General features: G+C 70.8%; 22 protein-coding genes and 1 tRNA gene. 6 read left to right on the top strand and 17 right to left on the bottom strand.

Annotated features, from left to right (window positions below):
* Positions 1–36: 36 nt before the first annotated feature.
* A complete protein-coding gene (locus tag NL115_RS14620; protein WP_254830081.1) occupies positions 37–759 on the top strand; it encodes an HAD family hydrolase in 723 nt (240 codons plus the stop codon).
* On the opposite strand, the gene NL115_RS14615 is transcribed toward NL115_RS14620, so the two are convergent.
* From NL115_RS14615 to NL115_RS14600, 4 genes are all read right to left on the bottom strand, one after another.
* Positions 760–2,763: an AMP-dependent synthetase/ligase gene (locus tag NL115_RS14615; protein WP_254830080.1), complete on the bottom strand. Its 2,004-nt coding sequence runs from the start codon at positions 2,761–2,763 to the stop codon at positions 760–762. It lies immediately after the preceding gene.
* Between the two features lie 76 nt (positions 2,764–2,839).
* Positions 2,840–3,253 carry an Hsp20/alpha crystallin family protein gene (locus tag NL115_RS14610; RefSeq protein WP_254830079.1) on the bottom strand — a complete coding sequence of 138 codons (414 nt, stop codon included), beginning with the start codon at positions 3,251–3,253 and terminating at the stop codon, positions 2,840–2,842.
* Positions 3,254–3,398: 145 nt separating this feature from the next.
* Positions 3,399–4,136, bottom strand: coding sequence for a CehA/McbA family metallohydrolase (locus NL115_RS14605; RefSeq protein ID WP_254830078.1), 738 nt, complete (start codon positions 4,134–4,136; stop codon positions 3,399–3,401).
* A 113-nt stretch (positions 4,137–4,249) separates the two neighbouring features.
* A complete protein-coding gene (locus NL115_RS14600) occupies positions 4,250–4,951 on the bottom strand; it encodes a hypothetical protein (RefSeq protein ID WP_254830077.1) in 702 nt (233 codons plus the stop codon).
* A gap of 147 nt (positions 4,952–5,098) precedes the next feature.
* Here NL115_RS14600 and NL115_RS14595 point away from each other — a divergent pair, with 147 nt between their 5' ends.
* On the top strand, positions 5,099–6,055 hold the full coding sequence (locus tag NL115_RS14595) for an AAA family ATPase (protein ID WP_254830076.1): 957 nt from the start codon (positions 5,099–5,101) through the stop codon (positions 6,053–6,055).
* 28 nt (positions 6,056–6,083) lie between these two features.
* On the opposite strand, the gene NL115_RS14590 is transcribed toward NL115_RS14595, so the two are convergent.
* The 5 genes from NL115_RS14590 to NL115_RS14570 all read right to left on the bottom strand — a co-directional run bounded on the left by NL115_RS14590 (position 6,084) and on the right by NL115_RS14570 (position 12,604).
* Positions 6,084–7,676, bottom strand: coding sequence for a DUF7519 family protein (locus tag NL115_RS14590; protein ID WP_254830075.1), 1,593 nt, complete (start codon positions 7,674–7,676; stop codon positions 6,084–6,086).
* On the bottom strand, positions 7,673–9,031 hold the full coding sequence (locus NL115_RS14585; protein ID WP_254830074.1) for a DUF58 domain-containing protein: 1,359 nt from the start codon (positions 9,029–9,031) through the stop codon (positions 7,673–7,675). The genes NL115_RS14590 and NL115_RS14585 overlap by 4 nt, the downstream gene beginning before the upstream one ends.
* The gene (locus tag NL115_RS14580) at positions 9,028–9,717 is read right to left on the bottom strand and encodes a DUF7269 family protein (protein ID WP_254830073.1); all 690 of its coding nucleotides are present in this window, start codon (positions 9,715–9,717) and stop codon (positions 9,028–9,030) included. Before NL115_RS14580 ends, NL115_RS14585 begins: the two co-directional genes overlap by 4 nt.
* Entirely contained in the window at positions 9,714–11,846 is a 2,133-nt protein-coding gene (locus NL115_RS20630; RefSeq protein WP_286666831.1) for a DUF4129 domain-containing protein, read from the bottom strand. Before NL115_RS20630 ends, NL115_RS14580 begins: the two co-directional genes overlap by 4 nt.
* A gap of 125 nt (positions 11,847–11,971) precedes the next feature.
* Positions 11,972–12,604 carry an FxsA family protein gene (locus NL115_RS14570; RefSeq protein ID WP_254830072.1) on the bottom strand — a complete coding sequence of 211 codons (633 nt, stop codon included), beginning with the start codon at positions 12,602–12,604 and terminating at the stop codon, positions 11,972–11,974.
* Positions 12,605–12,714: 110 nt separating this feature from the next.
* On the opposite strand from NL115_RS14570, the gene NL115_RS14565 reads away from it, so the two are divergent.
* Positions 12,715–13,302, top strand: coding sequence for a hypothetical protein (locus tag NL115_RS14565; protein ID WP_254830071.1), 588 nt, complete (start codon positions 12,715–12,717; stop codon positions 13,300–13,302).
* 80 nt (positions 13,303–13,382) lie between these two features.
* On the opposite strand, the gene NL115_RS14560 is transcribed toward NL115_RS14565, so the two are convergent.
* The 4 genes from NL115_RS14560 to NL115_RS14545 form a co-directional block, all read right to left on the bottom strand.
* Positions 13,383–14,453, bottom strand: coding sequence for an ABC transporter ATP-binding protein (locus NL115_RS14560; RefSeq protein ID WP_254830070.1), 1,071 nt, complete (start codon positions 14,451–14,453; stop codon positions 13,383–13,385).
* Entirely contained in the window at positions 14,443–16,215 is a 1,773-nt protein-coding gene (locus NL115_RS14555; protein WP_350355320.1) for an ABC transporter permease, read from the bottom strand. Before NL115_RS14555 ends, NL115_RS14560 begins: the two co-directional genes overlap by 11 nt.
* An 82-nt stretch (positions 16,216–16,297) precedes the next feature.
* Entirely contained in the window at positions 16,298–17,311 is a 1,014-nt protein-coding gene (locus tag NL115_RS14550) for a thiamine ABC transporter substrate-binding protein (protein ID WP_434084022.1), read from the bottom strand.
* 284 nt (positions 17,312–17,595) lie between these two features.
* Positions 17,596–17,670 (bottom strand) — tRNA-Val (locus tag NL115_RS14545).
* A 255-nt stretch (positions 17,671–17,925) separates the two neighbouring features.
* On the opposite strand from NL115_RS14545, the gene NL115_RS14540 reads away from it, so the two are divergent.
* A complete protein-coding gene (locus tag NL115_RS14540) occupies positions 17,926–18,972 on the top strand; it encodes a carbohydrate kinase family protein (RefSeq protein ID WP_254830068.1) in 1,047 nt (348 codons plus the stop codon).
* Between the two features lie 38 nt (positions 18,973–19,010).
* Here the strand turns inward: NL115_RS14540 and NL115_RS14535 are convergent, their stop codons facing one another.
* Both NL115_RS14535 and NL115_RS14530 read right to left on the bottom strand, forming a co-directional pair.
* Positions 19,011–20,195 carry an acyl-CoA dehydrogenase family protein gene (locus NL115_RS14535; protein WP_254830067.1) on the bottom strand — a complete coding sequence of 395 codons (1,185 nt, stop codon included), beginning with the start codon at positions 20,193–20,195 and terminating at the stop codon, positions 19,011–19,013.
* A gap of 64 nt (positions 20,196–20,259) precedes the next feature.
* Positions 20,260–21,525 carry an adenosylhomocysteinase gene (locus NL115_RS14530; protein WP_254830066.1) on the bottom strand — a complete coding sequence of 422 codons (1,266 nt, stop codon included), beginning with the start codon at positions 21,523–21,525 and terminating at the stop codon, positions 20,260–20,262.
* Positions 21,526–21,642: 117 nt separating this feature from the next.
* On the opposite strand from NL115_RS14530, the gene NL115_RS14525 reads away from it, so the two are divergent.
* The gene (locus NL115_RS14525) at positions 21,643–23,640 is read left to right on the top strand and encodes an AMP-dependent synthetase/ligase (RefSeq protein ID WP_254830065.1); all 1,998 of its coding nucleotides are present in this window, start codon (positions 21,643–21,645) and stop codon (positions 23,638–23,640) included.
* Positions 23,641–23,696: 56 nt separating this feature from the next.
* Here the strand turns inward: NL115_RS14525 and NL115_RS14520 are convergent, their stop codons facing one another.
* Positions 23,697–24,233, bottom strand: coding sequence for a cob(I)yrinic acid a,c-diamide adenosyltransferase (locus NL115_RS14520; RefSeq protein WP_254821629.1), 537 nt, complete (start codon positions 24,231–24,233; stop codon positions 23,697–23,699).
* Between the two features lie 95 nt (positions 24,234–24,328).
* Between NL115_RS14520 and NL115_RS14515 the strand changes: the two genes are divergently transcribed.
* The gene (locus NL115_RS14515; RefSeq protein ID WP_254830064.1) at positions 24,329–25,168 is read left to right on the top strand and encodes a hypothetical protein; all 840 of its coding nucleotides are present in this window, start codon (positions 24,329–24,331) and stop codon (positions 25,166–25,168) included.
* Positions 25,169–25,242: 74 nt separating this feature from the next.
* On the opposite strand, the gene NL115_RS14510 is transcribed toward NL115_RS14515, so the two are convergent.
* Positions 25,243–26,634: a PAS domain-containing sensor histidine kinase gene (locus NL115_RS14510; RefSeq protein WP_254830063.1), complete on the bottom strand. Its 1,392-nt coding sequence runs from the start codon at positions 26,632–26,634 to the stop codon at positions 25,243–25,245.
* Positions 26,635–26,711: the final 77 nt, after the last annotated feature.

Below are 26,711 nucleotides of genomic sequence, written 5' to 3'. Positions count from 1 at the left end.
GAAACGGTCAACATCAACTTCGCGCTACCCTCGGCCGTGTCCCCCTACGATGCGGTCCTCTTCGACAACGACGGGGTGCTGGTAGAGCCACCCGCCCCCGAGACGCAGGCTGCGGCCGTGGCGGCCGCCTTCGAGTCAGTCGGTGTTGCCGACCCCGACCCCGACCACGTCGATACCCTCCGGCACGGCGTGACGGTCGACTCGCTCCGCGCTGTGGCTGCAGCACACGACCTCGACCCGGCGACGCTCTGGACTGCCCGGGAACGGTTCGACGAGGATTCACAGGTCGAGGCGTTCCACGCCGGCGAACGGACCACGTACGACGATATCCACGCCGTGGCCGACATCCCGACCGCGCGGGGCGTCGTCAGCAACAACCACCACAGTACCGTCTCGTTCGTGCTGGACTTCTTCGACCTCGGCGGCTGGTTCGAGACCCACTACGGCCGCCCGATGACCGTCGAGAGTATCGACCTGAAGAAGCCGAACACACACTATCTGGACCGGGCGCTGGCCGACCTGGACGCGTCGACGGCGCTCTACGTGGGCGACAGCGCGAGCGACGTGGTCGCGGCCGAGCGGGCGGGCCTGGACAGCGTCTTCGTCCGGCGACCCCACTGCCCCACGGTGCCAGACGGGGTGACCCCGACGTACGTCGTCGACGGGCTGGAAGCGGTCGCGACCCTCGCGAGCGAGGAGGATGGGAGAAGGAGCGAGGAGGGCGGGGGCAGCCCCGACGGCGAGTCGGACGCGGCGTGATCAGTCGTCCGCGGCGGCGCGAGCCTCCTGCTCGCCGTAGATGTCGTCGTACTGGCCGGTGAATCGGTCGAGGACGTTCCGGCGCTTGACCTTCATCGAGGGGGTCAGCAGGTCGTTCTCCGGGGTCCACTCGACCGGGACCATCCGGAACTCCTTGATACGCTCGTACTTCTCGAACTGCTCGTTGACGCGGTCAACCTCCTCCTGGACGTACTGACGGACCTGCGGGTCGTTACAGATTCTCTCGTTCGTGTCCGGGATGTCGACACCCTCGCGGTCGGCCCAGCGCCGGATAGCCTCGAAGTCCGGCACGACGAGCGCGGAGACGAACTTCTCGTTGTCGCCCATCACCATCACCTGCTGGATGCGGTCGGAGGTGGCGAAGGCGTCCTCGATGGGTCCGGGGGCGACGTTCTTCCCGGTGTCGAGCACGAGCAGCTGCTTCAGCCGGTCGTGGTAGACGAGGTAGCCGTCGCTCGTCCGCTCGATGATGTCGCCGGTCCGGAACCAGCCGTCCTTCGTGAAGGCGTCCATCGTCGCCTCGGGTTTCTCCCAGTAGCCCTCGGTCACGTTGGGGCCCTTGACCAGCAGTTCGCCGATCTCGCTGTCCGGGCGGGCCTTCTGGGCCTGCTCGGTGGTGATGACCGAACTGTCCAGCTTCAGGTCGACGTTGACGAGCGCCGGCCCCAGCGTGCCGGGGCGCGGGTCCTCCGGCGGGTTCGTGGAGACGACCGGCGCGGTCTCGGTGAGGCCGTACCCCTCGAGGATAGGGAGCCCCATCCCCTCGAACAGTTCGGCGAGGCGCTTCGAGAGCGACCCGCCGCCGGAGATGAAGAAGTCGATGTTGCCGCCCATCTGTTCCTTGACCTGCGAGAAGACCAGTTTGTTCGCGATGGCGTACTTCACCCGGAGCGAGAGGTCCGGGCTCTCTGTCCGGGCGTGCTCGCGGCCGATCTCGATAGCCCACTCGAAGATGCGCTCCTTGGTGTCGGACTCGGTCGCCTGGGCCCGCATCTGGTCGAAGATGCGCTCGTACACCCGGGGGACGCTCGTCGCGGTGGTGGGCTCGACGAGCTGGATATCCTCGGCGATGGTGTCGGTGGATTCGGCGTACGCGACGGTCCCGCCCGAGGCGAACATCACGAAGTTCCCGGCCGTCCGCTCGAAGACGTGCGCCAGCGGAAGGAAGGACAGCGAGCGGGCCGACTCGTCCAGAACGGGTACGTCGGCGGGCTTGTCGTTGCGGGGCCCGAACCGCTTGCGGACGCCGTTGATGTTGGCCCGGAAGTTGGCGTGGCTCAGCTGGACGCCCTTCGGCTGGCCGGTCGTCCCGGAGGTGTAGATGAGGCTCGCGGTGTCCTCCGGTTCGCGGCTCTGGAGCCACTCGTCCCAGTGGTCCGGGTCGAAGGTCTCGTCGCCACGGCGGTAGAGGTCGGCCAGCGTGAACACGTCCGCGCGCTCGACGTGGGCCTCGTCGTCCAGTTCGTCCATCACGACGATGAACTCCAGGTCGAGGTCGTCCTCGACCTCCAGGACCCGCTCCAGCAGTTCCTCGTTCTCGACGACGACGCCGTCGGCGTCGGGGTCGTCGAGCAGGTAGCGGACCTGCCGCGGGCTCGACTCCGTGTAGACGGTCGTGACGACGCCGCCCGCCGAGAGGACGGCGAGGTCGCTCTGGGCCCACTCCATCCGCGTGTCCGCGAAGATGCCGACCCGGTCGCCCGTCTCCATGCCGATGTCGCGGAGCCCGGCCGCGAGCCGCTGGACCACGTTCAACATCTCGTCGTAGGTCAGCGCCGCGTACTGCCCCTTGGGCGCCGCCGGCACGATGCCGTCGGCCAGCGACCGCCGGTAGATGCCACCTTTGTACCACTGTGCGTCCCGGTTGGCGTGCCGGCTGGCGCTCTCGGCGAACAGCTGCGGGATGGTGTTCTCCCCGGTGACCTCGTCGGTGTAGTCCCGCTCGGCCTGGAGCCACGCCGGCTCGTTCGTCCTACCAGACATACCTGTTGCCGTGATACTGCGTCCCGGGGGTAATCAATGGTGACATTCATCCGGCGGAGCCGAGGTGGGTGCCCGTTCAGTCGATATCGATCCGGAGCCCCTCGTCGTCCATCGTGCCGGCCATGGGGACATGGACCTCGAGGACGCCGTTGTGGTACTCGGCCGCGATGTCCGCGGCCACGATGTCGCCCTCGGGGAGACGGACGCGCTCGAAGGCGCTTCGCGAGCGGGCGTAGTGCACCGCAGCGTCACCCTCGCTCATCTCGTGCTCGACCTCGATGGTGAGGAAGCCGTCGTCGAGCCGGAGGTCGATCTCCTCCGTCTCGAAGCCCGGGAGGTCCGCGAAGACGACGTAGCCGTCGTCGGTCTCCTCGATGTGCAGGTGGATGTCGCGCCGGCCCATCCGCCCCTCGCCGGAGTGGTCGAGCCCGAGTCCGGAGCCGAACTCCTCGAACATGGTGCGGAACATCCGGTTCATTGTGCTGTCCATCTCGTCGAAGGGATATCGTCGATTTTCCATCGTATTCACCTTTCAACACCCGTATACGGCATTTCAGGACATAAACCGCGCGAGAAGACTGCTACCACGACTCCATCTGTGATAATCGAGCCAGAGATGCGTAATCTCCCGGCTGTCAGAACGGGAAGACCGCCGACGCGACCGCACCCGCGACGCTGGGCGCCTTCCGGGCCGCGTAGCCGGATTTCCGGGCGGCGCCCTTGACGTAGTGGCCGGCACAGCGGTGCAGCGGCGCGCGACGGCCGTGGACCGCGGTGTCGCCGCGCCGGATGGCCGCCACCACGTCGTCGGCCGTCGCGCTCCCGTCGGTCGGCAGGTCCAGCGCGGTGAACGCGCGGCCGACGGTCTCGACGCGGTGGGCGTCGCTGCCCGCGAGGTCGGCGTGGCCGTAGCGACGCGCGAACGCGGCCGCCCGGCGGTTCCGGTAGCCCGTGAACAGCCAGGCGTTGTACGTCTCGATGCCGTCGACGTCGACCCCCGCGAGCCGGCGGCGTGGGACGCCGTGACGCGTGCGCTGGAACGGGTGCGGGACGACCGCCACGCCACCCAGGTCCCGCACCCGTGCGACCGTCTCCGGGAGCGGCCGCCCGGGTGCGGGGCACTCCTCGACGCCGATGGCGAGCAGGTGGCCGTCCGCCGTCGACACCTCCACGCCGGGGACGCCCACGAGGCCGTACTCGGGTGCCAGTCGCGCCGCCCGGAGCGACGCCTCGATGGTATCGTGGTCGGTGACGACGATGGCATCGAGGTCGATGTCCGCGGCGTGTTCGAGGAGCAGGTCGACGGGTTCGCGGCCGTCGTAGGAGCCCTCCGAGTGGACGTGTGGGTCGATGGTGAACGGGGACTCCTCCATCGGACCACGCTACGGCAGGGGTGTGCAAAAGTCCGCCGGCCGATGGCGGTGGACGAACCCGCAAGCGAGGAACCGGAACCGTCGCCCCGTGTCGTCAGAAACGGGGGACCGCCTCAGTCGGAGATGTACGAACCGATGTAGGCGCCCGCCGCGCCGACGACGGCCGCCGGGATGCCGCTCTCGATGACCTGCTTGCCGAGCGCCGCCTGGTCGAGGGCGCCACTGCCACCACCGCCGCCGGTGGAGTACTGCGCGATGACGTTGATGGTGAGGAACAGCGTGAGGCCGGTCATCAGGTAGAACCCGGCCAGCGACGCCGTCCCGCCGACGGCCGTCGCGGTGAGGGGACGGTCCGGGAGCGCCCGGCCCAGCAGCGCGCCCGCACCGATGGCCATCAGCGGGCCCACGAGGAACGGCGTGATGACGTTGTGCAGCAGCATGATGCTGACGAGCGTGCTGTCGGTCGGGCTGGCACCCGGTTCGACGAACTGCTCGATGAGGAAGCCCAGGATGAAGTTCGAGCCGAGGCCGAGGCCGACGCCCGCGGCCACGAACACGGCGACGACGCTGCCCGCGTAGGCGAGCAGGGAGCGGCCGTGGGGGCTCAGCAGTGACGCGTCCGTCGGCTCGACGGCCTCGGCGTCGATATCGGCGCCCACCTCGGTGCCCCCGGCGTCGGCGGCGGGAGGGAGTTCGGTGCCGCGACCGAGTTCGGCGTCCGGGCGGGCGACCCCACCGTCGCTCTCGACCCGTGGCTCGGCCTTGCTGTGCCAGCCGTCCGCCGGGAATCGGTCGTCCGCACTCTCGTCGGTCATACCACCGTCCACGGGAGAATCCCCCATAGGGATGATGCCAGCAGTGCGGGGACGACTAAAACCCCCTCCCCGTTCCGGGGAGTTGTCATGGCCGCCGCCGACGGCGGTTCACGGAAGTTATTTCGGCGGCCCACGGGAGACTCCGGCATGGATATCGAGGCGGCCGCCGGCCAGTGCGAGTCGGTGCTGGAGGCAGTGACGGGGACGGTCATCGGGGAGCGTTCGTTCTTCGAGACCGTGCTGACGGGCGTGCTCGCCGACGGGCACGTGCTGCTGGAGGACGTGCCCGGGACCGGCAAGACGCTGACCGCGCGGACGCTGGCGACAGCGCTGGGACTGGAGTTCACGCGCATCCAGTTCACGCCGGACCTGCTCCCCTCCGACATCACGGGCACGCACGTCTACAACGAACACGAGGGGGCCTTCGAGTTCTCGGAGGGGCCCGTCTTCGCGAACGTCGTGCTCGCCGACGAGATCAATCGTGCGCCGCCGAAGACCCAGGCCGCGCTGCTCGAAGCGATGGAGGAGGGGCAGGTGTCGGTCGACGGGGAGACGCGCGACCTGCCGGAGCCGTTCTTCGTCATCGCGACGCAGAACCCCGTCGAGCAGGAGGGCACCTTCAGGCTGCCGGAGGCCCAGGTCGACCGCTTCACCGTCAAGACCTCGATGGGCTACCCGGACCGCGACGGCGAACTCGAACTCATCGACCGCCGCGCGAGCCGGACGACGCAGGCACCCAGCGCCGAGCGTGTCACCGACCGCGAGACGGTCACGGAGCTGCAGGCCGTCCCCGAGACGGTCGAGACCCACGACGACATCCGCGAGTACGTCGTCGACCTGGGCCGGGAGACACGGCAGGACAGCCGCGTCGAGGTCGGCGTCTCGCCGCGTGGGGTCCAGCGCCTGTTCGAGGCCGCGCGCGCCCGGGCCGTCCTCGAGGGGCGCTCGTTCGTCGCGCCGGACGACGTTCGGGCGGTCGTCTACCCGGTGTTGACCCACCGGCTCGTCCTCACGGGCGAGGCACAGGTCCGGGACATCGAGAAGCGGGCGGTCGTCGAGGACGTGCTGGACCGGGTTCCCGTCCCGGCGATGGACGACCTCTGAGGGCGCCGACGGCCACACCCGCCACCGGTCACAGGCTGTAGAGCAGTAGCGTCGCGGCCCCGACGGCCAGCACCAGCGCCGCCAGCGCGACCGTCGACGGGATGGCCGCAGCCCCGGAGAGTAGCGCGCCGAGTCCCAGCGCGACCAGCACCGCCGCGATGCCGACGGCGAAACTGCCCGATGCGTGGGTCAGCTCCGCCCGCGTCGTCCGGGCATCGGCCAGCAGTTCCTCGCCGAGGCCACGCCCGTACTCCCCGATATCCCAGGCGACGACCGCGAGCGCGGCGACACCGAAGGCCAGCACCGTCGCGCCGACCACCAGCGCCACCGCCGCCAGGACGAACGACGCGAGGCCGGCCAGCGCCGGGCCGACGGCCCGTGGCGGCGCGACCAGCCAGGTCACCACACCCAGCGTCCGCAGGGCACTCACCGCCGCCAGCAGCACCAGCCCCGCGATGCCGACACTCAGTACGTACGGCCCGAAGCCGGCGAGCAGGTCGACGAGAGAGGCGTTCACGGCCGCCAGGAGGCGCTGGCGCGTCGCCCCGGCGACGCCGGAGGCGGTGAGCAGCCCCGCCACCACCGCGGCCGCGAGCAGTCCCCCCAGCGGCGGTGCGAACCGGCGGGCCAGCGATTGCGGGCTGGCTCCCCGGACGAGTGCGACGAGCCGGTAGGCCTCGGTCACGACGAACCCTCCGGCAGCGAGTGCCAGGAGCGCCATCCGCAGCAGCGTCGAGCCGACGACACCCGCAACGATGCCGGCGAGTGCGGGCGGAAGGGCTGCCCGAAGGCCGGTGAGGTCCGGCGACCCGCCGACGGCGCTCAGGACCCCGAGTGCGAACAGGAGTCCGACGGCGACGAGCGCCGTCCGCGAGAGCGCCCGCTCCACGGCCGCCAGTCGCAGGGTGACCGCCTCACGGCGGTCCGGCTGGACGAGGGTGTCGACCGGGACCGTCTGGAGCGCCCGCCGGCAGAGGACGGCCGTGCCCCCCAGCAGCACCGGGAAGACGAACGGCGCGAGGCCGGGGGGTGAGGCGAGCAGGTGGCCGAGGACGACACCAGCGATGTCGGCGGCCACGCCGGCCAGCTGCGCCGCGAGTCCGAGGTCCGGGAGGACGAGTACCACCAGCAGCACCAGCGGCCCCAGTAGCGCCCGGGTCGCCCGCGAGTTCGCGACGCCCAGTTGCCCCTCGTCCGGGGCGGTAGTCCCGGAGAGTGCCGCCACCAGCCCGATGGTGCCGACCGAGACGACGACGGCCAGCACCGTCAGACTCCCCGCGAGGCTCTGCCCGGCGACGGACGCGGCCCCCCCGAGACTCGCGGTCACCAGCAGTCCGCCCGGAAGCAGCACCACCACACCACCCATCTGTACCAGCGGTCGGTCGCTGTTGAGCGCATACACGCCGCTGGCGAGAACGATACCGGCCAGTAGCGCCTGCGCGGTGGAACCGAGTCCGACCACCAGACGGCCCACCAGCAGCGCCACCACGAACGCGACGACACCGCCAGCGACCGATGCCGGACGGATTCGGACGAGTCGCTGACGGAGGCCGCCGACCCACTGCCGGAGTCGCTCGCGCCGGCCGGGCGTCGCCGCCGTCGAGAGCGGGGACGTGCTCACAGCGACCGCCCCCACGAGTCGAACACCGCCGCGAGCGCGAACGCCAGCGGCGCGTCCAGCGACCAGTCCACGACCGGCACGGCGCGCCGGGTGAGTCGACGGCGGCGAGCCTCGCGCTGGAGTGCGGCCACCTCCCGGCCGAGCGTGGGCTCGGCATCGCCGGCGGTGCGCATATCCGGCGACAGGACGGTCAGGGCGTACCCCCGCTGGACGAGCGCGTCCGCGAGCCCCGCGGGGAGGTCGTCGGTCAGGGGCGTACAGCAGACCACCTGCGCCCGCGGCGGCAGCCGCTCGGCCAGCCGCCGCCCGACCGCGAGCCCGTTCCGCCGGCCGACGGACGCCGACTCCCGGTCGGCATCCGACGAGCCATCCGAGGTGGTGGCCGTATCGGCGGCCGCGGCCGCGTCACCGCCGTCCGTGCGAGCCCGGTCCTCGCCGGCGTCGCGGAGCGTCGCCTCGCTGGCCGCCCGGACCGCCTCGCCGCCACCGGGTTCGACGAACCCCCCGTCGTCGGCGATGCGGCTCAGCAGGCCGACGCCGACGCGGTGGTTCTCGTCCAGCAGCGTGGGCAGCGCCCGCGAGACCGCGTAGGTCGCGAGGTCCAGCGAGTCGGGGCCGTAGCCGGGGACCGACCGCTGGACGCCCGCACGGTCGTCGACGAGGAAGACGACGGTCATCGCGCGCTCCTCGCGCAGCTCGACGGTCGTCAGCTCCCCCGTCCGGGCGTAGCGGTTCCAGTCGATGCGCCCGACCGGGTCGCCGCGGTGGTAGTCGCGGGTGGCGTAGAACTCGACCCCGCTCCCGCCCGTATCGGTCGGCGTCCGGCCGACGAACTGGATGGTGTGGTCCTGCAGCGGCACCGCGTCGAGCAGCGTCTGACAGGTCACCAGCCCGTCGCCCGCGGCCTCGACCGCCGTCTCCTCGACGACCGCGCCCGCGAGGCTCCGGCTCCGGGCCGTGACCTCGCCGAACTCGAACGTGCCGCGGGGAAGACTCATCTCGTACGTCAGGCTCGTCGTCTCGCCCGGGCGGAGCGCCGTCGCGAGCTGTGTCGGCCCATCGACGGGGATGCCACCGGGCGGGTCGTCGGCCACCCGAACGTCGGCGAGCGGTCGGTCACCCTCGTTCTCGACGGTGAGCGTGACGGTCACGGTGTCGCCAGGGCGTGGCTCCGTGTCGCTGACGGCCCGCTCGACCGCAATTGTCGCCGGCGGCGCGCCGCTGAGATAGCCGAAGAGGCCGTACGCGAGTGGGACGAGTCCGAGGAACAGGAACAGCGGCTCACCCGTAGCCAGCCCGAGCACGCCGGCGCCGAGCGCGGCCAGCAGCCCGGGTCGCAGTCGGCCGGCACTCACGCGGACACACCTCCGTCTCCGGCTCCGTCGGCGTCGGTCGCTCCCCCGGTATCGTCGCTGCTGTCCGAAGGGTCCCCGACCAGTAATCGGTCGACCTCGGCGACCGCGTGGCGGACGCGGCGCTGGTAGGCGCTGCCGGTCAGCAGCAGGTCGAGCAGCCACCGGAGTCGCGAGGGACTCGGCGCCTCGGGCCCGCCCACGAGGGCGCTCGCCCGACGGTCCTCGGTCCAGGCGCCGGTCTCGACGGCCCGGGCCGCGGCCTCGTGGTCCACGTCGGCGTCCAGTGCGTACGCCTCGACGGCGATATCGCGGACGGTCGCCTCGACCGACTCGCGGGCGGTGAGGCGGCGCGCCCTGTCGGCGTCGAGGTCGGTCGCCGTCGCCAGCCGGGCGTCGAACTCGCTGCCCAGCTCCGTCGCGCGGGCGGTCGGCTCCTCGCGCTCGACCAGCGGCTCCGGCGGGGCGGCCCGCGACCCCCGCGACCGGACCAGTAGCAGGACGACCCCGACGAACGCGAGCACCGCGAGCACCACGCCCGGCGGCAGCGTCGTCAGTACCGCCCGGACCGGCGGCGGCAGCGGGACCGCACCCGGTTCCAGCACCGCCACCGCCGCGAGGAGGACCGCCAGCAGGCTACCGATGCCGAGGACCGAGTTCCGGAGGCGCACGTCGTCGCGGTCGCTCATCGGGACTCGCCCTCCGTGGTGACGTCGTTCGTGTCGGGCGCTGTTGCTGTCTCGTCGGCATCCTCCTCGCCGGGCAGGCCGTCGCTGTCTGTTCCGTCGACGGACCCCGCTCCGTCCGTCTCGTCGGCCGCCGCGTCCCCGTCGAGGTCCAGTTCCCCGGCCGCGTCCGTCGCGGCCTCGACGTGGGCCGCGGGGTCGGCATCGCTGTACTCGACGACGCGGAAGGCGTCGGTCAGGCGCTCCACCGACTCGGCCGGGAGCCCGCGTGAGACGCCCCGGCCCGCGACCTCGCCAGGCGTCCGCGTCCGCGCCCGCGTGAGCCCGACCCGCCGGACGAACCGCGCCCAGAGCCGCTCGATGCGCTCGCGCGGGTCGGCGCGGTCCGGCGCGGCCGCCGCCGTGGCGGTGCCCGTGTCGGTGTCAGTCCCACCCCGGTCCCGGAACCGGGCCAGCGGCGCACCGAGCGCACCGCGGACGGCAGCCCGTAGCGCGGCCAGCCGCTCGCGGACGAACGCACGCACCGACACGTCCGGCGCCGAGACGGCGGCGATGGCCCCTCGCAGCTCCTCGCGCAGGTCGGACAGGACCCCCTCGATGCCGCTCGACAGCCCGACCAGCGCCGACAGCAGGTCCGCGGCGAGCGCCGACAGCGTCGCCCGGGCCTGCGCCAGCAGCCCGCGACCGGTCACCTCGGACTGCCGGTAGACGTAGCCGACCGCGCCGAGCAGGCCCAGCAGGAGCAACAGCGCGACCAGCGGCCCGACGAAGATGGCCTTCGACCGGGTGACCGTCAGCCCCGCCGCCGTCGTGACCGTCACGTCCGTCGTCGGTGCGAGCGGCAACGTCGCCCGGACGGTGCCGTTCGCGTCCGTCCGCCCGGTCGCACCGCCGGCGACCGCGACGCTCGCGTTCGTCACCGGCTCGCCGCCGTCGGTGACCGTGACGGTCGTCGGCTGTCCGGGAACCGCGACGGGCACGAGCCCCGCGCCCAGCGCGACTTCGACCCGCGCGAGCGTGAGGCTCCGCGACGCCGCGAGGTCGCCACGCTCGGCCGCGACCGTCGCCGTCTCCGCGACCGGCAGCGGGACCTGCAGGCGCCCCGCGCGGTCCGTCCGCCCGACCGTCTCCCCGTCGACCCGGACGGTCGCGTCCGGCACCGGTCGGTCACCGACCAGCGTCCGGATGCCCACCGTGCCGCCGGGGTCGGGGTCGTCCGCCACCTCGATGCGCAGGTCGCTGTCGACCGTCACGGTGACCGCCCCGTCGTCGGGCTGTGCGAGCGAGTACTGCCGGTCCGCGACCGGCTGGATTGCACTCGCCGGGGCGCGCACGCCGACCGAGAGCTGGCGCACGTACGGGACGGTGGCGGTGACCTCCCCGTCGGCGTCCGTCCGGCCGACCGCCTCGCCGTCGAACGTGACGACGACACCGGACGCCGGCTCGCCGCCGCGCGTGACCCGCACCGTCGTCTCGCTCCCGGCGGCGAGCTCGCTGTCGAAGCAGAGCCGGTACTCGCCCGACGACAGACAGCCGCCGTCGGCGCCACTGCCGGCCTGCGAGCCGCCGTTATCGCCGGGACCTCCCGACCTACTCGAACCACCGTCACCGCCGCCACCGAACAGGCCACCGAACAGCCCGCCGCCACCGCTACCACCACTGCCGCCGCCACCACCACTTCCCCCCGCGCCACCACCACCACCGCCGAACAGGCCTCCACCGCCACCCCCACCGGACCCCCCACCGCTACCGCCGGCTCCACCACCACCACCCGCGCCGACGCCACCGCCGCTACCACCACCACTACCGCTCGGACCACCGACGAGACGCAGCAGGCTCTCGACGAGTGGCGCCGATGTGTCGCCGCCCAGCACGCCGCTGTCACCCAGTCCCGGACCGCCGGACCCACCGGGGCCGCCGCCGGAGCCGCCGGAGCCGCCGGGTGCGCGCACGGACGGGCTCTCGTCGGCGTCGTCGGCGCCGCTGCTGGCGAGGGCGCCGATCTCGCGGGCCACCTCACCGGCCGGTGCGGCAGCGCCGAACATCGGCAGGATACCCGCCGCGAGCACGAGTCCGAACGCCGCCACGAGCGCGAGCAGCGCCCGACCCGGCTGGCGGCCGCTTCCGGTCACCGTCTGACCCCCCTGGCGTCCATTCGGGTAACCGTGCCCGGGCGGCCGCTTATGCGTTGTGGACACCGGGACGCGGTATCCTGTTCGGGTCGCGTGCTGCGACCACCGGAACGGCGCGCGACCGGTCAGTGGTCGCCCCGTTGCGATCGGTCCGGGTCGTCCTCGTCGCGCTCCCCGACGTCGATGTCGTAGGCATCGTCGCCGAGGTCGTAGACATCGTCTCCATCGTCCGCATCGCCGGAGGATGACCGACCACCCGGGCCGTCGTCGGGCTCCGGCCAGCCAGGGCCGCCCGCGCCACCGGCGCCGCCGGTACTCCCCGCACCCCCGAAGCCGCCGCCACCGCCTATCGACCCGAACTGGACGTTGATGCTACCGTTCTCCATCTTCTCGCGGATGTACGGGCCGACGATCCACCGCTTGAGCGCGACCCGGAGCGGGTAGCGCGTGAGCGGGATGACGAACAGGAAACCCGTCAGGTCGGTCAGCAGACCGGGCGTGATGAGGAACGCGCCGCCCGCGAGGATGAGCGCGCCGTCCAGCAGTTCGTCGGTCGGGGCCTCCATCTGCTGGGCGCGCTGCTGGAGGCGGCGGAGCGTGGCCCGGCCCTCGCTGCGGACGAGCAGCGAGCCGAGCAGGGCGGTCAGGACGACCAGTCCGACCGTCGGGAGCGCGCCGATCTCCCCCGCGACGACCACGAGGAGGAGGGCGTCGGCCAGCGAGAGCAGCAGGGCGAACAGCAGCAGGAGCCCGAACATACCAGTGGCTCGGCGGGTGCGACGCAAAACGCTTGGCACGGAGCGACGGTGGCGGCCGCGTCGGACCGGTTCGCCCAAAGAGGGATACGCTCGCCGCCGGTTGGTCGGGTATGCTGCTGTCCGAGGTCAACAACGTTCGGCAACTGGTGGAGTTGCTGAGCGACGACGGGTTCACGGAGGCGATCGCGCAGGCCGAGGACCTGGTGAACGACGTCAACGACACGCTCGACCGGGTCGAGGAGGTCGAGGACGAGGCCGCCGAGGCGGTCAAGGAGGCGAACCAGACACTCGTCGCCGTCGACCGGCGGCTGAGCAAGGTCGACGAGACCATCAGCCTGCTCGAGGCGAAGATCGAGGCCGGCTTCAGTCTCGGATTCCTCGTCTTCGCGTTCAACTTCTTCATCGACGGCGACCTGCTGTTCGCCGCCAGTCTCGCCTTCCTGGGGCTGCTGGGTGCCGGCCAGCTGCTCGTCACCGTCCGGACCATCCCGCAGGTCCAGAAGCTCCGAGAGTTGCTCCGGTACGTGCTGGAACGCCTCGGGTTCCGCCGCGCCGCAGCCTTGGTCGCGCCCAACGAGGATGTCGACCTCGTCGACGACTCGTTCCAGAACGCGCTGCAGGACGCCGAAGAGCCCCATCCGAACGCGACAGCCCGGCAGAGACGGTCGCAACAGGGGGGACGCACCCGTCGAGAGTAGCGGTCTCCGTACGCTGCGAGCGCGACAGTCGACCGTTCTGTTCCGTTCCGGGTCGGTGCCGCGTCACCGCCGGGGCGCCCTCACTCGTGGCACTCGACCACGTGCGCATCCACCGGGTCGAACCCGACCGTCACCTCGCCGGTCAGGGGGTCCCGGGTCCGGAGCAGGAGGTCGTGGCCGGCCCAGTCGAGATGGACCCGCGTCGTCTCGCCGAGGAACTCCACGCTCTCGACGGTCGCCACGAGGCGGTTCGGCCCGCCGTCGACCGACAGCGCCTCCGGCCGGATACAGAGGGTGAGCCGGTCGCCGACCGAGACCCGCTCCCCGTTCCAGTCATCGAGTCCGACCGACAGCGTCTCACCGCCGACCGCGACCGTGGCCGTCCCGTCCGCGACGGCGCGGACCTCGCCGTCGAGGACGTTGTTGTCGCCGACGAACTCGGCGACGAACCGGGAGGCGGGTCGCCGGTAGATGTCCCGCGGTGGGCCGACCTGCTCGGCGGCACCGTCGCGCATCACGGCCACCCGGTCGGAGACGGCGAGCGCCTCCTCCTGGTCGTGGGTGACGTACACCGTCGTGATGCCCAGCTCCTGCTGTATCTCCCGGACCTGGACCCGGAGTTGCTCGCGGAGTCGGGCGTCGAGCGCGCTCATCGGCTCGTCGAGCAGGAGCACGTCCGGGCCAGGGGCCAGCGCCCGGGCCATCGCCACGCGCTGTTGCTGCCCGCCCGAGAGACTGTCGGGGTCGCGGTCGCCCGCATCGGGGAGGTCGACCAGTTCGAGCAGTTCGGCCACCCGTTCGGCCTCGCTCACCCCACCCGGCGGGTCCGCGAAGTTCAGCCCGTACGAGACGTTCTCCGCGACCGTCATGTGGGGGAAGAGGGCGTAGCTCTGGAAGACGACGCCGACGTCGCGGTCCTCGGGCGGCACGCCGGCCACGTCGCGGCCGCCGAACCGGACGGTGCCGCTCGTCGGCGCCTCGAAACCCGCGACGAGTCGGAGGGTCGTCGTCTTCCCGCAGCCGGAGGGGCCGACCAGCGTGAAGAACTCGCCCTCGGAGACCGACAGCGAGAGGTCGTCGACCGCGGCCGTGCTGCCGTAGCGACGGGTCACGCCGTCCAGCTCCAGCGCCGGTGGCGGCTCAGAGGCCAACGCGGTCACCCCCGAACCGGTCGATGAGGAGGAAGCTCCCGCTCGTCACGACCAGCAGGACGACGCCCATCGCCGTCGCGGGGCCGAGCCGTCGGCCGATGAACCGCTCGATAGCGATTGGCATCGTGTACTGGCCCGTCCCCGAGGCGAGGACGGCCGTCGCGGAGAACTCGCCGATGGAGATGGCGGCGGCGAAGGCGGCGCCGGCGACGACCGCGGGCCACACCAGCGGGAGTTCGATGTCCAGCAACGCACGCGCGCGCGGCGCGCCCAGTGCCCGCGCGGACTCCACCAGCTGCCGGTCCAGCGACGCCAGGCCGGGGGCGACGACCCGGACGATGAACGGGTAGCCCGCGACGGCGTGGGCAGCCACGATGGCCAGCGCTCCGCCGACGGCGACGCGCACGCCGCCGAGTTCGACGCCGAAGACGAGCCCGCGGAGCAGTCCCAGCCCCACGACGATGCTCGACACGGAGAGCGGCGCCATCGCGATGGTGTCGACCAGTTCCCGGCCGGCGTAATCACGGGTCGTCAGCACCGAGACGACGACGCCCATCGGGAGCGCCACCGCCAGCGCCGCGGCCCCGAACAGCAGCGAGTTCCGGACCGCGGGCCACGGCCGGACCTGGAACGCCGCCCCGGTGACCTGGCGCTCCAGCAGGAAGCGGTAGTGCTCCAGCGTGAGCCCCGTCGGTCCCGAGAGACTGGCGTACACCATGCTCGCGATGGGAAGACAGAACAGCACGAGCGCGACGACGGCGTAGGCTGCCAGCCCGATGCGGGGGAGGAGTTCGCGGAGCGACCACGACGGCGGCCGGAGGGGCCGGCGTTCCTGGGGCCGGATGCTGCCCGCTTCGACCGTGTGCGCCGCCTCGTACCGGAGGTAGCCGTACAGGACCGACAGGGAGATGGCCAGTTCGAGCAGCGCCAGCGCCGCGCCCTCGGCGTACGCCAGGTCGCGGATGAGCCCGTAGATGAACACCTCCAGGGTCGCCAGTTCGAACCCACCCAGCGCGAGCACGATGGGGAAGGTGCCGAAGGTGAAGACGAAGGTCAGCGCCGCGCTCATCAGCACCGCCGGGTAGACCTGCGGCCACACCACGTCACGGAAGGCCCGGAAGGGGCCCGCGCCGAGACTCCGGGCCGTCTCGACGGCGCTGGCGTCGACCGACTCCCACGACGCGGTCGTGATGCGCGCGACCAGCGGCGCGTTGTAGAACGCGTGGGCGACGACGATGGCCTCGAGACTCGGCAGGAGGTCCACCGGCCCCAGGCCGACGGCGCCGAGCACGGCGTTCAGCGTCCCGTCGGCGCCGAACGCCGCGAAGAAGCCGACCGCGACCATAATGGAGGGCAGGACGAACGGGAGGATGGTCAGCGAGCGCACCGTCCGGCGCCCGGGGAACTCGTACCGGGCCAGCAGGTACGCCAGCGGCACCCCGACGGCGACGCTGACGACCGTCGAGAGCGCCGCCTGGTACGCGGTGAAGCCGACGATGCCGAGCCGCCGGTCCGCCGAGAGCAGCGCCCGGAGGACGGCCACCGGCGAGTCACCGGCGAACAGCCGCGCGAGTTCCCCGAGGTAGAACGGGTCCGTGAGGATACTCGCGAACACCCGGAGTGTCAGCCGTCCCTCGACCAGGACGGCGTCGACGAACACCGTCGCGACCGGGTAGTAGAACAGCACGACCAGCAGCGCGAGGACGGCGGCCGCGAGCATCGGGAGCGACCGCCGCTCGATGCCCGCGCGGACCCGGCGCAGGCTGCCGAAGCGCCCGGCCGCGGGCCCTCCGCCGTCGCTCGCCGACGCCTCGTCGCTCGCTGGACGCTGTCCGGTCACCGGCTCAGTTACCGGCGAACTGGCGCTCCCAGTCGGAGACCCAGTCGCTCACGTTCCCCTGTAGCTCCTCGTAGGTGAAGGTCACCGGTTCGGGGGGCTCCCGGGCCAGCTCGGCGTAGTCCTCGGGGAGGATGACCGTGTCGGTGGCGGGGAACTGGACGTTGCGGACGGCGATCTCCCCCTGGATCTCGGGGCGCAGGAGGAACGACATGAACTGCCGGGCCGCCTCGGGCCGGTCGCTGTCGGCGAAGACGGCCATCCCCTCCGGGTTGGCGTACGCCTGGTCGTTGAGGAACCGGATTCGGTGCTCCTCCAGGTTCGCTCCCGACTCGTCCGCGAACACCCGGTCGGTCGAGTAGGAGACGACCATCGGCGCCTCGCCGCTGCCCCAGGCGCTGTAGGCATCGTCCCACGACCCGAGTACCTGCACGTCGTTGGCCTGCAGGTCCGCCCAGTAGTCGAGGTAGCCATCGGGTCCGAACTCCTTGACAGTGTGCAGGAGGAATGCCCGGCCCGTCGACGAACTGCTGGGGTTCTGCGCGATGAGGTCGCCCTGCATCTCGTCGGCCAGCAGTCCCTCGAACGTCTCCGGTGCGGTCATCTCGGTCCCGTCGAAGACGAGGCTGACGTAGCCCGTGTCGTACGGGAGGGCCCTGTTCTGCGGGTCGAACTGCAGCCCGGACTTGATATCGGACTGCCCCTCGACGTCACCGGCCTCGGCGAACAGCGCCTCGTCCAGCTCCCGGTCGACGCGGACGAGGTCCTCGGGATTGAGCCCCATGTAGAGGTCGGCCTCGATATCCACGCCCGCCTGCTGGCGCTGAACGTAGTGGTTCAGCTCGTTGCTCGGGGTCTGCCACACCAGGTCGATGTCGAACTCCTCCTCGAACGTGGATTTGAGCCACGCACCCGGCGAGGAGGAGGGCGAGTCGATGAGGGAACTGTACGTGCCGACGACCAGCGTGTCCCTGCTGCCGTCGCCACGGCCGGGATTGCTGCCGAAGGTACAACCGGCCAGCGTGACCGTCGTCGCGCCGCCCGCCGCTGCGAGGAAGCTCCGTCGATTCACTACCTGGTAGTCGTACCCTGTTGTACTTAATCGTCGGGTTAGCTGATTCCGCCCGCAGTCACGGCCCACGGGTTGACGAACGCGGAGCAGTTCGCAACGCTCCTGAGCCGTAGAAGGTTCGACAAGAGGGTCGGGGGGATTCTCACCGGAGCCACGTCGCTCGCTCCGCTTGCTCGTGACAGGGGTCGGAATCCGCCGGGCCTATCCGCTCTTCACGTTCGTTCGTCGCAGGATGGGTCGGGGCGGATTCGAACCGCCGGCCTGCTCCGTGTGAAGGAGCCGTCATAACCGGACTAGACCACCGACCCGCGTTCCGAGGTAGCGGCGGCGCGAACCTTAAGGGTTGCCGATTGCGGAGGCGGCCATGTCACCGAAGTCCACCCCATATTACACGAGAAGTCGCAATATTAGACTATTAAAGTGCGCATAAAATCTCTATGTGATTCTTTCTAGTACTATACGTAGGATATTCCTATTGCCACCACCACACGGCACCACGGCCACTCATCCGTCCGCCTCGTGGCACCGGGTTTTACACCAGCCGCCCGCCTCGGGGCGGGCAGATGCCGTACGAGCGACTCGTCGCCCACCTCTCCGACCCGTCCGGCACCCTCCCGGTCGTCTGTCTCCCCGACGGGAGCGTGGACATCCTCTGTCACGTCTACGACGGCGGGCGTGACCGCGTGTCGTCGCGGAAGGAGTTCGGGCGCCGAATCTCGACGGGCGCCATCCGGTCGGTCCGGCTGGAGGAGTACGATCGGCAGCCGGGCGGCCAGGCGGTCAACGCCGCTCGGCAGGCCCACGCGCTGGGCGACGAGGTGACGCTGTTCGGCCACCTCGACCACCCGCTGCTGACGTTCCCGTTCGAGACGTACTCGATGGGACCGCCCGCCGAGGTGACCGTCCTCTCGTTCGACCGGACGGACCTGATGTTCTCGCGGGAGCCGCCGGACATCGACGGCTGGTCGTTCGCGGAGCTCCACGAGAACGAGGCGCCGTTCCGGGGCCGCATCGAGCGGGCGGGCTCGGTTTGCCTGGCCAACTGGGTGTCGTTCCGGGAGCTGATGCCGACGATGCGGACGCTCGCGACCTACGACATCGCGTGTCCGGTGGTGCTGGACCCGGGCGACCTGAGCGGGAGCGTCGAGCAGGATATCGAGGAACTTCGCGACGCGATGGCGCACCTCGACGAGACCTGCCCGGTGGTCCTGAGCGCGAACGGTGGGGAACTCCGGGCGCTGGCGAAGGGCCTCGGGGTCACGCAGGACGCCCGCCCGGAACGCGAGCGCGACCTCCGCGCGGCGCTGGACATCGCGGGGGTCGTCCGCCACGACGAACCCGCGGCCCTGTCGGCCACCGACGACCGACTCGGCGGGGGCATGGCCCGGGTAGAGAACTTCGACGCCCGCTCCATCACCCGCCGGACGGGCGCGGGCGACCGGTTCACGGCGGGACTGGCCCACGCTCTCGGGAGCGGGCTCGACCCCGAGGCGGCGCTGGCGCTCGGCAACGCCTGTGCGACCTACTTCATCGAGAACGGAGCGACGGGGACCCGCGAGGCGCTGGCGGCGTTCCTCGCGGAGCGGCCGGCACCGGGGACCGACGACTGAGCCTGCCACCGGCCGACGCAGGCAGCGACCCGTTCCTGTCAGTACGCCGGGTAGCCGGTCAGCTCCGACCCGACGATGAGCTTCTGTATCTCCGTGGTCCCATCGGGGATGGTGGTCGTCCGGGCGTCCCGGAGGTAGCGCTCCACCGGGTAGTCCGTCGAGAGACCGTTGGCACCGTGGACCTGGACCGCGCGGCTGGCCACATCGACGGCCGTCTCGCAGGCGTATCCTTTCGCTAGCGAGGAGAGCAGCCGGGCGTCGGCGTGCCCCTCGGCGACGTGCGTAGCGGCGTGGTGGGTGAGCAGCCGCGCGGTCTCGATGCCGGCCTTCATCTCGTAGAGGTGGTCCTGCACCAGTTGCTTGCCGGCGATGGCGTCGCCGCCGACGGTCCGCTCGGTGGTGTAGTCCAGCGCCGCCTCGAACGACGCCTGCATGATGCCGACCGCCATCGACGCCATGCCCGTCCGCATGTAGGCGAACATGGCGTTCTGTGGGTCCTGGGTCCGGAATATCGGGTTCTCGAGCACGTTCGTGCCACCCTCGCTCGCCATCCGGCCGACGGCGTTCAGCAGCCGGTTCTCGACCGGAATCCGGCACTCGTCGAGGAACAGCTGGCCGGTCGGCGACCCCTTCCACCCCAGCTTGTCCAGCTCCCGGGACTCCAGGCTCGTCGTCTCGGCGTCGACGAGGAAGAAGTCCCGCGCGCCCGTGTCCGTGTCGGTCGCCAGCACCAGCGCCACGTCCGCGATGGTCGCGTTCGACACCCACGTCTTCTCCCCGTCGATGACGTACTCGTCGCCGTCGCGCTCGGCGGTCGTCGCGGGGCTGGTGGTGTCGCTGCCGCCCGCCGGCTCCGTGACGGCGAGACAGCCGACCAGTTCGCCCGCCCGCGACCGGTCACCCAGCGCCTCGCGGGTCCGGTCGCCGGCGTACGGTACCAGTGCCGCCGGGAACGGGAACCCCATCGTGATGATCATCACGAGACTGGGCCAGACGCGTGCTATCTCCTCGATGGTCACGGCGTAGGTCACCGGGTCCTCGAACGAGGCATCCTCGCCGGCACCCGGACCGACACCGAGGTCGCCCAGGTCGCGCTGGTAGGCCACGGCCTGCTCCTTCGAGACGGGTTCGTGGTCGGCCTCGGGCAGGTCCGGCGCGACCTCGCGCTCCAGGAACTCCCGGAGGGTGTCGCGGAACAGCCGGTCGGACTCGGACAGGCGCATGGCCGGGCGTCACCAGCCCGGAACAAGTAGCTTCCCCCGGCGGAACGGGTAGCTGTTCCCGGGGTCAGGACCGCTCCGACTCCCACTCCGCCAGCGTCTCCTCGCGGTTCCAGGAGTCCAGATACGCCGCTTGCTTGTCGGTCAACCCGTCGATGTCGATATCCATCGCGTCGAGTTTCAGTTCCGCCACCTCGCGGTCCAGTTCGTCGGGCAGGTCGTGGACGCCCGGGCCGGGCACGGGCCCGTCGGCGAGGTCTCGGCCGGCGACGAACATCGCGCCGAAGGTGGTGTCCATCACGGCCGCCGGATGCCCCTGACTGAACGGGCCTGCCAGGTTGACCAACCGTCCTCGGGCGAGCACGTCCAGTCTGCGGCCGTCGGGGAGGCGGTAGCGGGTGATGCCCTGGTCGGTCTCGGTCACCTCGGTCGCGCGCTCGGCCAGCGCATCGAGGTCGAGTTCCACGTCCATGTGTCCGACGTTCGCGAGCATGGCCTCGTCGGGCATCCGCTCGAAGTGCTCGTCGCGGATGACACGACAGTTGCCCGTGGCAGTCACGAACAGCTCCCCCTCGGCGGCGGCCTCGGCCATCGGCATGACGCGGTGGCCGTCCATCCGTGCTTTCAGCGCCTTCCGGGGGTCGATCTCCGTGACGACCGTCTCCGCACCGAGGTCGCGGGCCTTCCGGGCGACACCCTTCCCGACGTAGCCGTAGCCCGCGACGACGACCGTGCGCCCGGCGAGTATCGTGTTCGTCGTCATCGCGATGTTGGTGAGCGCGCTCTCGCCGGTCCCGTGGACGTTGTCGAACTGGTGTTTCATCGGGGTGTGGTTGACCCGGTAGACCGGGATGGTGAGTTCGCCGGCGTCGGCCATCGCCTCGACCCGGCCGACCCCGGAGGTGGTCTGCTCGGCGGCCGCCCGGACCGAATCAGCCACATCCGAGACATCGTCGTGAGCTTTCACGACGAGCTCGGCGCCGTCGGTCAGGAGCAACTCGGGTTCGCGGTCGAGGAGACGGCGGTGAGCCTCGTCGAGCGCGGCGTCGTCCATCGAGCTATCGGCGAACGTCTCGACGCGTTCCAGTCCGTCCAGATACGCGACCACGTCGTCGTGGGTGCTGTCGGCCTCGCTGGCCGTCGCCAGCACCGTGGCGCCGGCCTCGTGGAGCGTCTCGATGAAGAAGCCGGTCGAGGGCTCGAGGTGGGAGGCGACGGCGACAGTGGTCCCGGCCAGCGGCTCCCCGGCGGCACCGAGCGCTCGCAGTACGGGCATCTGTTCGCGCATCCACGACAGGGGGTCGGCCTCGTCCATCCGTGGGCGGTCGACCATGACCTGTCAACCACCGCCGGCGGCAAAGGTTTCGGGGGGCACCCGTCGGGCCTGTCGTCTCAAGGAACCTCGCGAACGGCCCCCTATGCTTAAGGTGGGCGGGAGGTACCGGCCCGCATGGATTGGCGCCAGGCGGAAGCGGAGTACACGGACGAGGTTATGGGGGAGACGACCATCCCGAGGGCGTTCTTCGACGCGGTGGACCAACACGGCGAGCTGGACTGCCAGCTCTACAAGGGTGGCATCTACGACCGGTCGCTCGTCTCGGGCAACGTCGTCCCGGCGGCGCCGTCGGGAGAGTACGCCGCGCTCACGTACGAGGAGGTGGGTGATATCGTCGCGCGGCTGGCGGCCGGCTTCCGCGAACTGGGTGTCGAGGCCGACGACCGCGTGAGCATCTACGCCGACACGCGGATGGAGTGGGCCCACGCGGACATGGCCATCCAGACCGCCGAGGGCGTGGCGACGACGGTCTACACCGAGTCGAGCCCCCGGCAGGTGAAGTACCTCCTCGACGACCCCGGCTCGATGGGCGTCGTCGTGGAGAACGCCGACCTGCTGGAGACGCTCGCCGAGGTCGAGAGCGAACTGCCGCTCTCGTTCGTCGTCACGCTGGACGAGGTGCCGGACGAGGTTACCGAACCGCTCGACGCCGATACGTACACGCTCGCCGAGGTGTACGAACTGGGCAGCGAGGAGTTCGACCGCGACGCGGTGGAGCGCTGGCTCGACCGCCGGGACTGGACGGAGCTCTCCTCGCTCGTCTACACCTCCGGGACCACCGGCGACCCGAAGGGGGTGATGCTCCAGCACAGGCACTGGCGGAGCCTGATGAACGCCGTCCGCAAGCGGCTCGGCCCCCGCCCGGACAAGCCCGAGGACATGCCGAAGTTCGAGCCCGGCAAGACCTCGCTTGCCTTCCTGCCGCTGGCGCACGCCTTCGAGCGGTCGGGGCACTTCCAGTCGCTCGCCTCCGGCATCACCATCGGCTACGCCGAGTCGACCGACACCATCGCCGACGACATCCAGCAGGTGCAACCACAGGTGGCCAACTCCGTCCCCCGGGTGTACGAGCGCATCTACAACGGGATGCGCGAGCAGGCCAGCGACTCGCCCGTCTCGAAGCGCATCTTCGAGTGGGCAGTCGAGACCGGGAAGGCGTACGACGATGCCGAGTCGCCGGGGCTCGGCCTCCGGACGAAGATGAAGCTCGCAGATAGACTCGTCTTCTCGAAGGTCCGCGAGGCGCTGGGTGGCAACATCGAGATGTTCGTCTCCGGCGGTGGGTCCCTCTCGGAGGATCTCGCGAAGCTCTACCGGGCGATGGGCATCACCATCATCGAGGGGTACGGCCTGACCGAGACGGCGCCGGGGCTGGTGTTCAATCCCCCCGAGGATATCAAGGTCGGGACGATGGGGCCGCCACTCCACGACGTCCAGCTCAAGCTCGACCGGAGCGTCGTCTCGCCCGAGCAGAAGGAGGCCGCCGAGGGTGAGGTGGGGGAGCTGCTGGCGAAAGGACCCAACGTCTTCGAGGGCTACTGGAACAAGCCCGACAAGACCGAGGAGGCGTTCACGGAGACGGGCTGGTTCCGGACCGGCGACATCGTGGCCCGGGACGAGGACGACTACTACTCCTTCGTCGACCGCCGGAAGAACCTCATCGTGCTCGACACGGGCAAGAACGTCGCTCCCGAGCCCATCGAGGACGAGTTCGCCACCTCCGCGCGCATCGACCAGGTGATGGTCGTCGGTGACAACGAGAAGTTCATCGGTGCGGTCATCGTGCCGAACTTCGAGCAGCTCCGCGAGTGGGCCGACGAGGCGGGTATCGACCTGCCCGAGGACCCCGAGGCCGTCGCGAACGACGAGCGCGTCCGCGAGTGGGTCGCCGAGGACGTCGAGGCCGTCAACGAACGGCTGGGTCACCACGAGACCATCAAGGAGTTCCGCCTCGCCCCGGAGGAGTGGACAGCGGACAACGACGCGCTCACGCCGTCGCTGAAGAAGAAGCGCCGCATCATCCGGAGCCGCCACGAACACCTCATCGACGACATCTACGGGCGGACGCCGGCCGAAGGGGACGCCGACGCCCAGGCCGCCGCGGACGACTGAGACCGACACCTCCCACGGACGACCGAACCCGACATCCCCGCGCTCCGTGTTCGGAGTCAGTAACTCGGCGACTCCTCGGGGACACCGTCGCGCTGATTGACGACGCGGCCGAAGACGAACAGCGCGTCCGAGAGCCGATTCAGGTAGGCGATGGCGGTGGCGTTGACGGGCTCGTCCGACGCCAGCTCCACGGAGCGGCGCTCGGCCCGCCGGACGACCGCGCGGGCGTGGTGGAGGTGTGCACCGGCCTCGCTGCCGCCCGGCAGGATGAAGTTCTCCAGCGGCTCCAGTTCCTCGTCGTAGGCGTCCATCCAGTCCTCCAGTTCGTCGACGTGCTCTTCCTCCAGATGTGGCGCGTCGTCGTCGTCCAGGTCGGGGTTGGCGAAGTCGGCCTGCACGATGTGGAGGTGGTTCTGGATGGCTTCGAGCTTCTCGTCGATGTCGTCGTGGCCCGAGGGACGGACCATCCCGACGACGGTGTTGGCCTCGTCGACGGTGCCGTACGCTTCGATGCGCGGACTCGTCTTCGACACCCGGCTCATGTCACGCAGGTCGGTCATCCCCTCGTCGCCGCGACCGGTGTAGATCTTCATGCATCCCGGTTCGGGGGGCGGAGACTTATAACAGGCGGCACCGCCGTCCCGGCCGCGCCGACACCTCTTTGACGCCGAGCGGTGCAGCCTCGGTGATGGCCGGGAGCGTCACGTGGCGCCACGACGCGACGACCGAGCGGTGGCTCCGGGTCCTGTTCCTGCTCGCCGCCGCGCTGCTCCACGGGGTGGGAGTGGTGGTCGCGGCGGGAGGGCTCGCCCTGCTCGGAGTCGTCCTCTGGACCGGGAGCACCGGGGCCCGAGCGCTGGTCGTCCTGCTCGCGCTGGTCGGCGGGCCTGCCTCGCTGCTCTACCTGCTCCCGATGCTCCGCGACACCGACCAGCGCCCCTCGTTCTACCCCGAGGAGATGACGATGGGGCTGGCGCTCTCGGTCCGACAGCGGGTCGCACTCGGCCTCTCCGGTGGGGCCGTTCTCGTCGGGAGCTGGTGGCTCGACCCACGGGTGGCGGCCGCCATCGTCGGCGGCGGTGTGCTGGCCGGGCTGACGTACGCCGTGGCGGCGACCCGGGGAACCATCGACACCGAGCGTGCCGTCCTCGACACGGGCGCTCGCGAGTTCGAACTCGACCGCGTGACCGGCTACCGGTCGCGCCGGCTCGGCCCGCTCTCGCTGGTCACGCTGGCGGTCCCGAACCGACCGGGGCGGCTCGGTCGGAGCACGACCCGGCTGCTGGTCCCGACAGCACGGCTCGCCGACGTGGAGGCGGCACTCGATGTGGTCGTCGCGACAGCGGACCCGGAGACGGGCCGGGACCCGAACCCGCAGGTCCGGCTGGCCGCCGGCGTGCTGGCGCTGCTGTTCCTCGGAATCGGCGCCGCCGCGGTCGTGACCATCGGCACCGGTATCGGCTGGTACGTCGCGGCGCTGTGCGGGCTGTTCGGGGGGGTACTCCTGCTGGTCGCTCGGGAGGGATAGCTCGTCTTCGAGGCTCGGGCATGCCCCTGAGGTCGGGTATCCCGTCGCCGCTGCGACCGGTGTCGATTCCGGACTCACTCCGGAGGACGAGCCAGGTCCACCCGGATTCGGTTCCCGCCGCCCCGGCGCGTCACCTCGATGCGGCCGTCGGAGAGTTCGACGACCCAGTAGACGAGCCAGAGTCCGAGCCCGGTACTGTGGTACAGCCCGTCCATGTTGTGGTGGCCGGCGAGGACCGCTTCCTCCATCTCGGGGACGGGCGGCGCGTCGTCGTCGACGAGGATGGCCACCCGCTCGGCGTCGAGCTCGACGGTGACCGACACCAGCGGCGTATCGGCGTCGCTGTGCAGGATGGCGTTCTCGAGGAGTTCCACGACGGCGAGGCGGAGTTCCGGCAGCGCGAGGGCGTCGGCCGTCTCGGGAGTGGAGATATCGATGTCGGCCACGAGACCGCGGTCCCTGACGGTTTCGGCGGCCGTCTCGATCGCCGCGACGACGTCGACCCGCTCCGGTCCGGTGGCCCCGATGAGCAGTTCGATGATGTCTCGGTCCTTCTCCGCACTACGGAGGAGTTCCTCACCGGTCCGTCGGATTACGGCGGCCCTGTCGGCCACCTCGGGTGCCTCCTCCTCGATGAGTTCGGCGTTGCCCGAGATGGTGTTGATGTCGTTTCGCAGGTTGTGCCGCAGGAGGTTGTCCAGCACGTAGAGCTGGCGCTCGCGTCGGTGCCGGTCGGTGATGTCCCGGGTGAAGCCGGTGATGCGGACCACCTCGCCGCCCTCGACGATGGGCTCGGCCTGGACCCAGACCCACGTCCGGTAGTCCTTGTTCGGGTTCACCCGGTACTCCATGTCGGCGGAGTTGCCCGCCGACAGATACGCCATCGCCTCCTCGACCGTCGCGCGGTCGTCGGGGTGGATGGTATCCAGGAACCGCTGCGGGTCCGCCTCCAGCGTCTCGGCTGATTGGCCGTACACGTCCTCGTACGAGGGGTTGACGAAGAGGAGTTCGGACCAGTCACCGTCGAACATCCAGAGCACGTCACCCGTCGTGGCCGACAGCTCCCGGAGCCGTCTCGTCACCGCCTCGTGCTCGCGCTGGGCCGCGACACGGTCCGTGATGTCCCGGGAGCTCACGACGTACCCGTCCAGTTCGTCGTCAGTAAGGTTCGACATCCGGCTCTCGAGGTGGACCCAGGAGCCGTCGGCTGCCCGGCAGCGGTACTCAATGGTCGTCTCGACGAACGTCTCGCTGCGGATGGTCTCCTCGAACGCCGCGCGGACCGCGTCGATGTCGTCGGGATGGATGTAGTCGAAGACGTCCTCGCCCTCGAACGCCTCGGGGGAGGCCCCCAGGATATCCTCGACGGCTCCGTTGGCGTAGGTGACCCGTCCCCGTTCGTCGAGGAGGATTATCTTGTCCCGGGCATGGTCGAGGAGGACACCCAGGGACGGAGAGGGGTCCATCTTCCCGTCTTTACCCGCTTCGGACGCAAAAACTCACCGGCTACTGCCGGCCGTCCCGTACCACCGCTCCCATCACT

It is taken from the genome of Haloglomus salinum (assembly GCF_024298825.1).
In the GTDB taxonomy this organism is placed as follows: Archaea; Halobacteriota; Halobacteria; order Halobacteriales; family Haloarculaceae; genus Haloglomus; species Haloglomus salinum.
The sequence above is the reverse complement of the archived record's forward strand: the minus strand, read 5'-3'. Positions and strand labels throughout refer to the sequence as shown.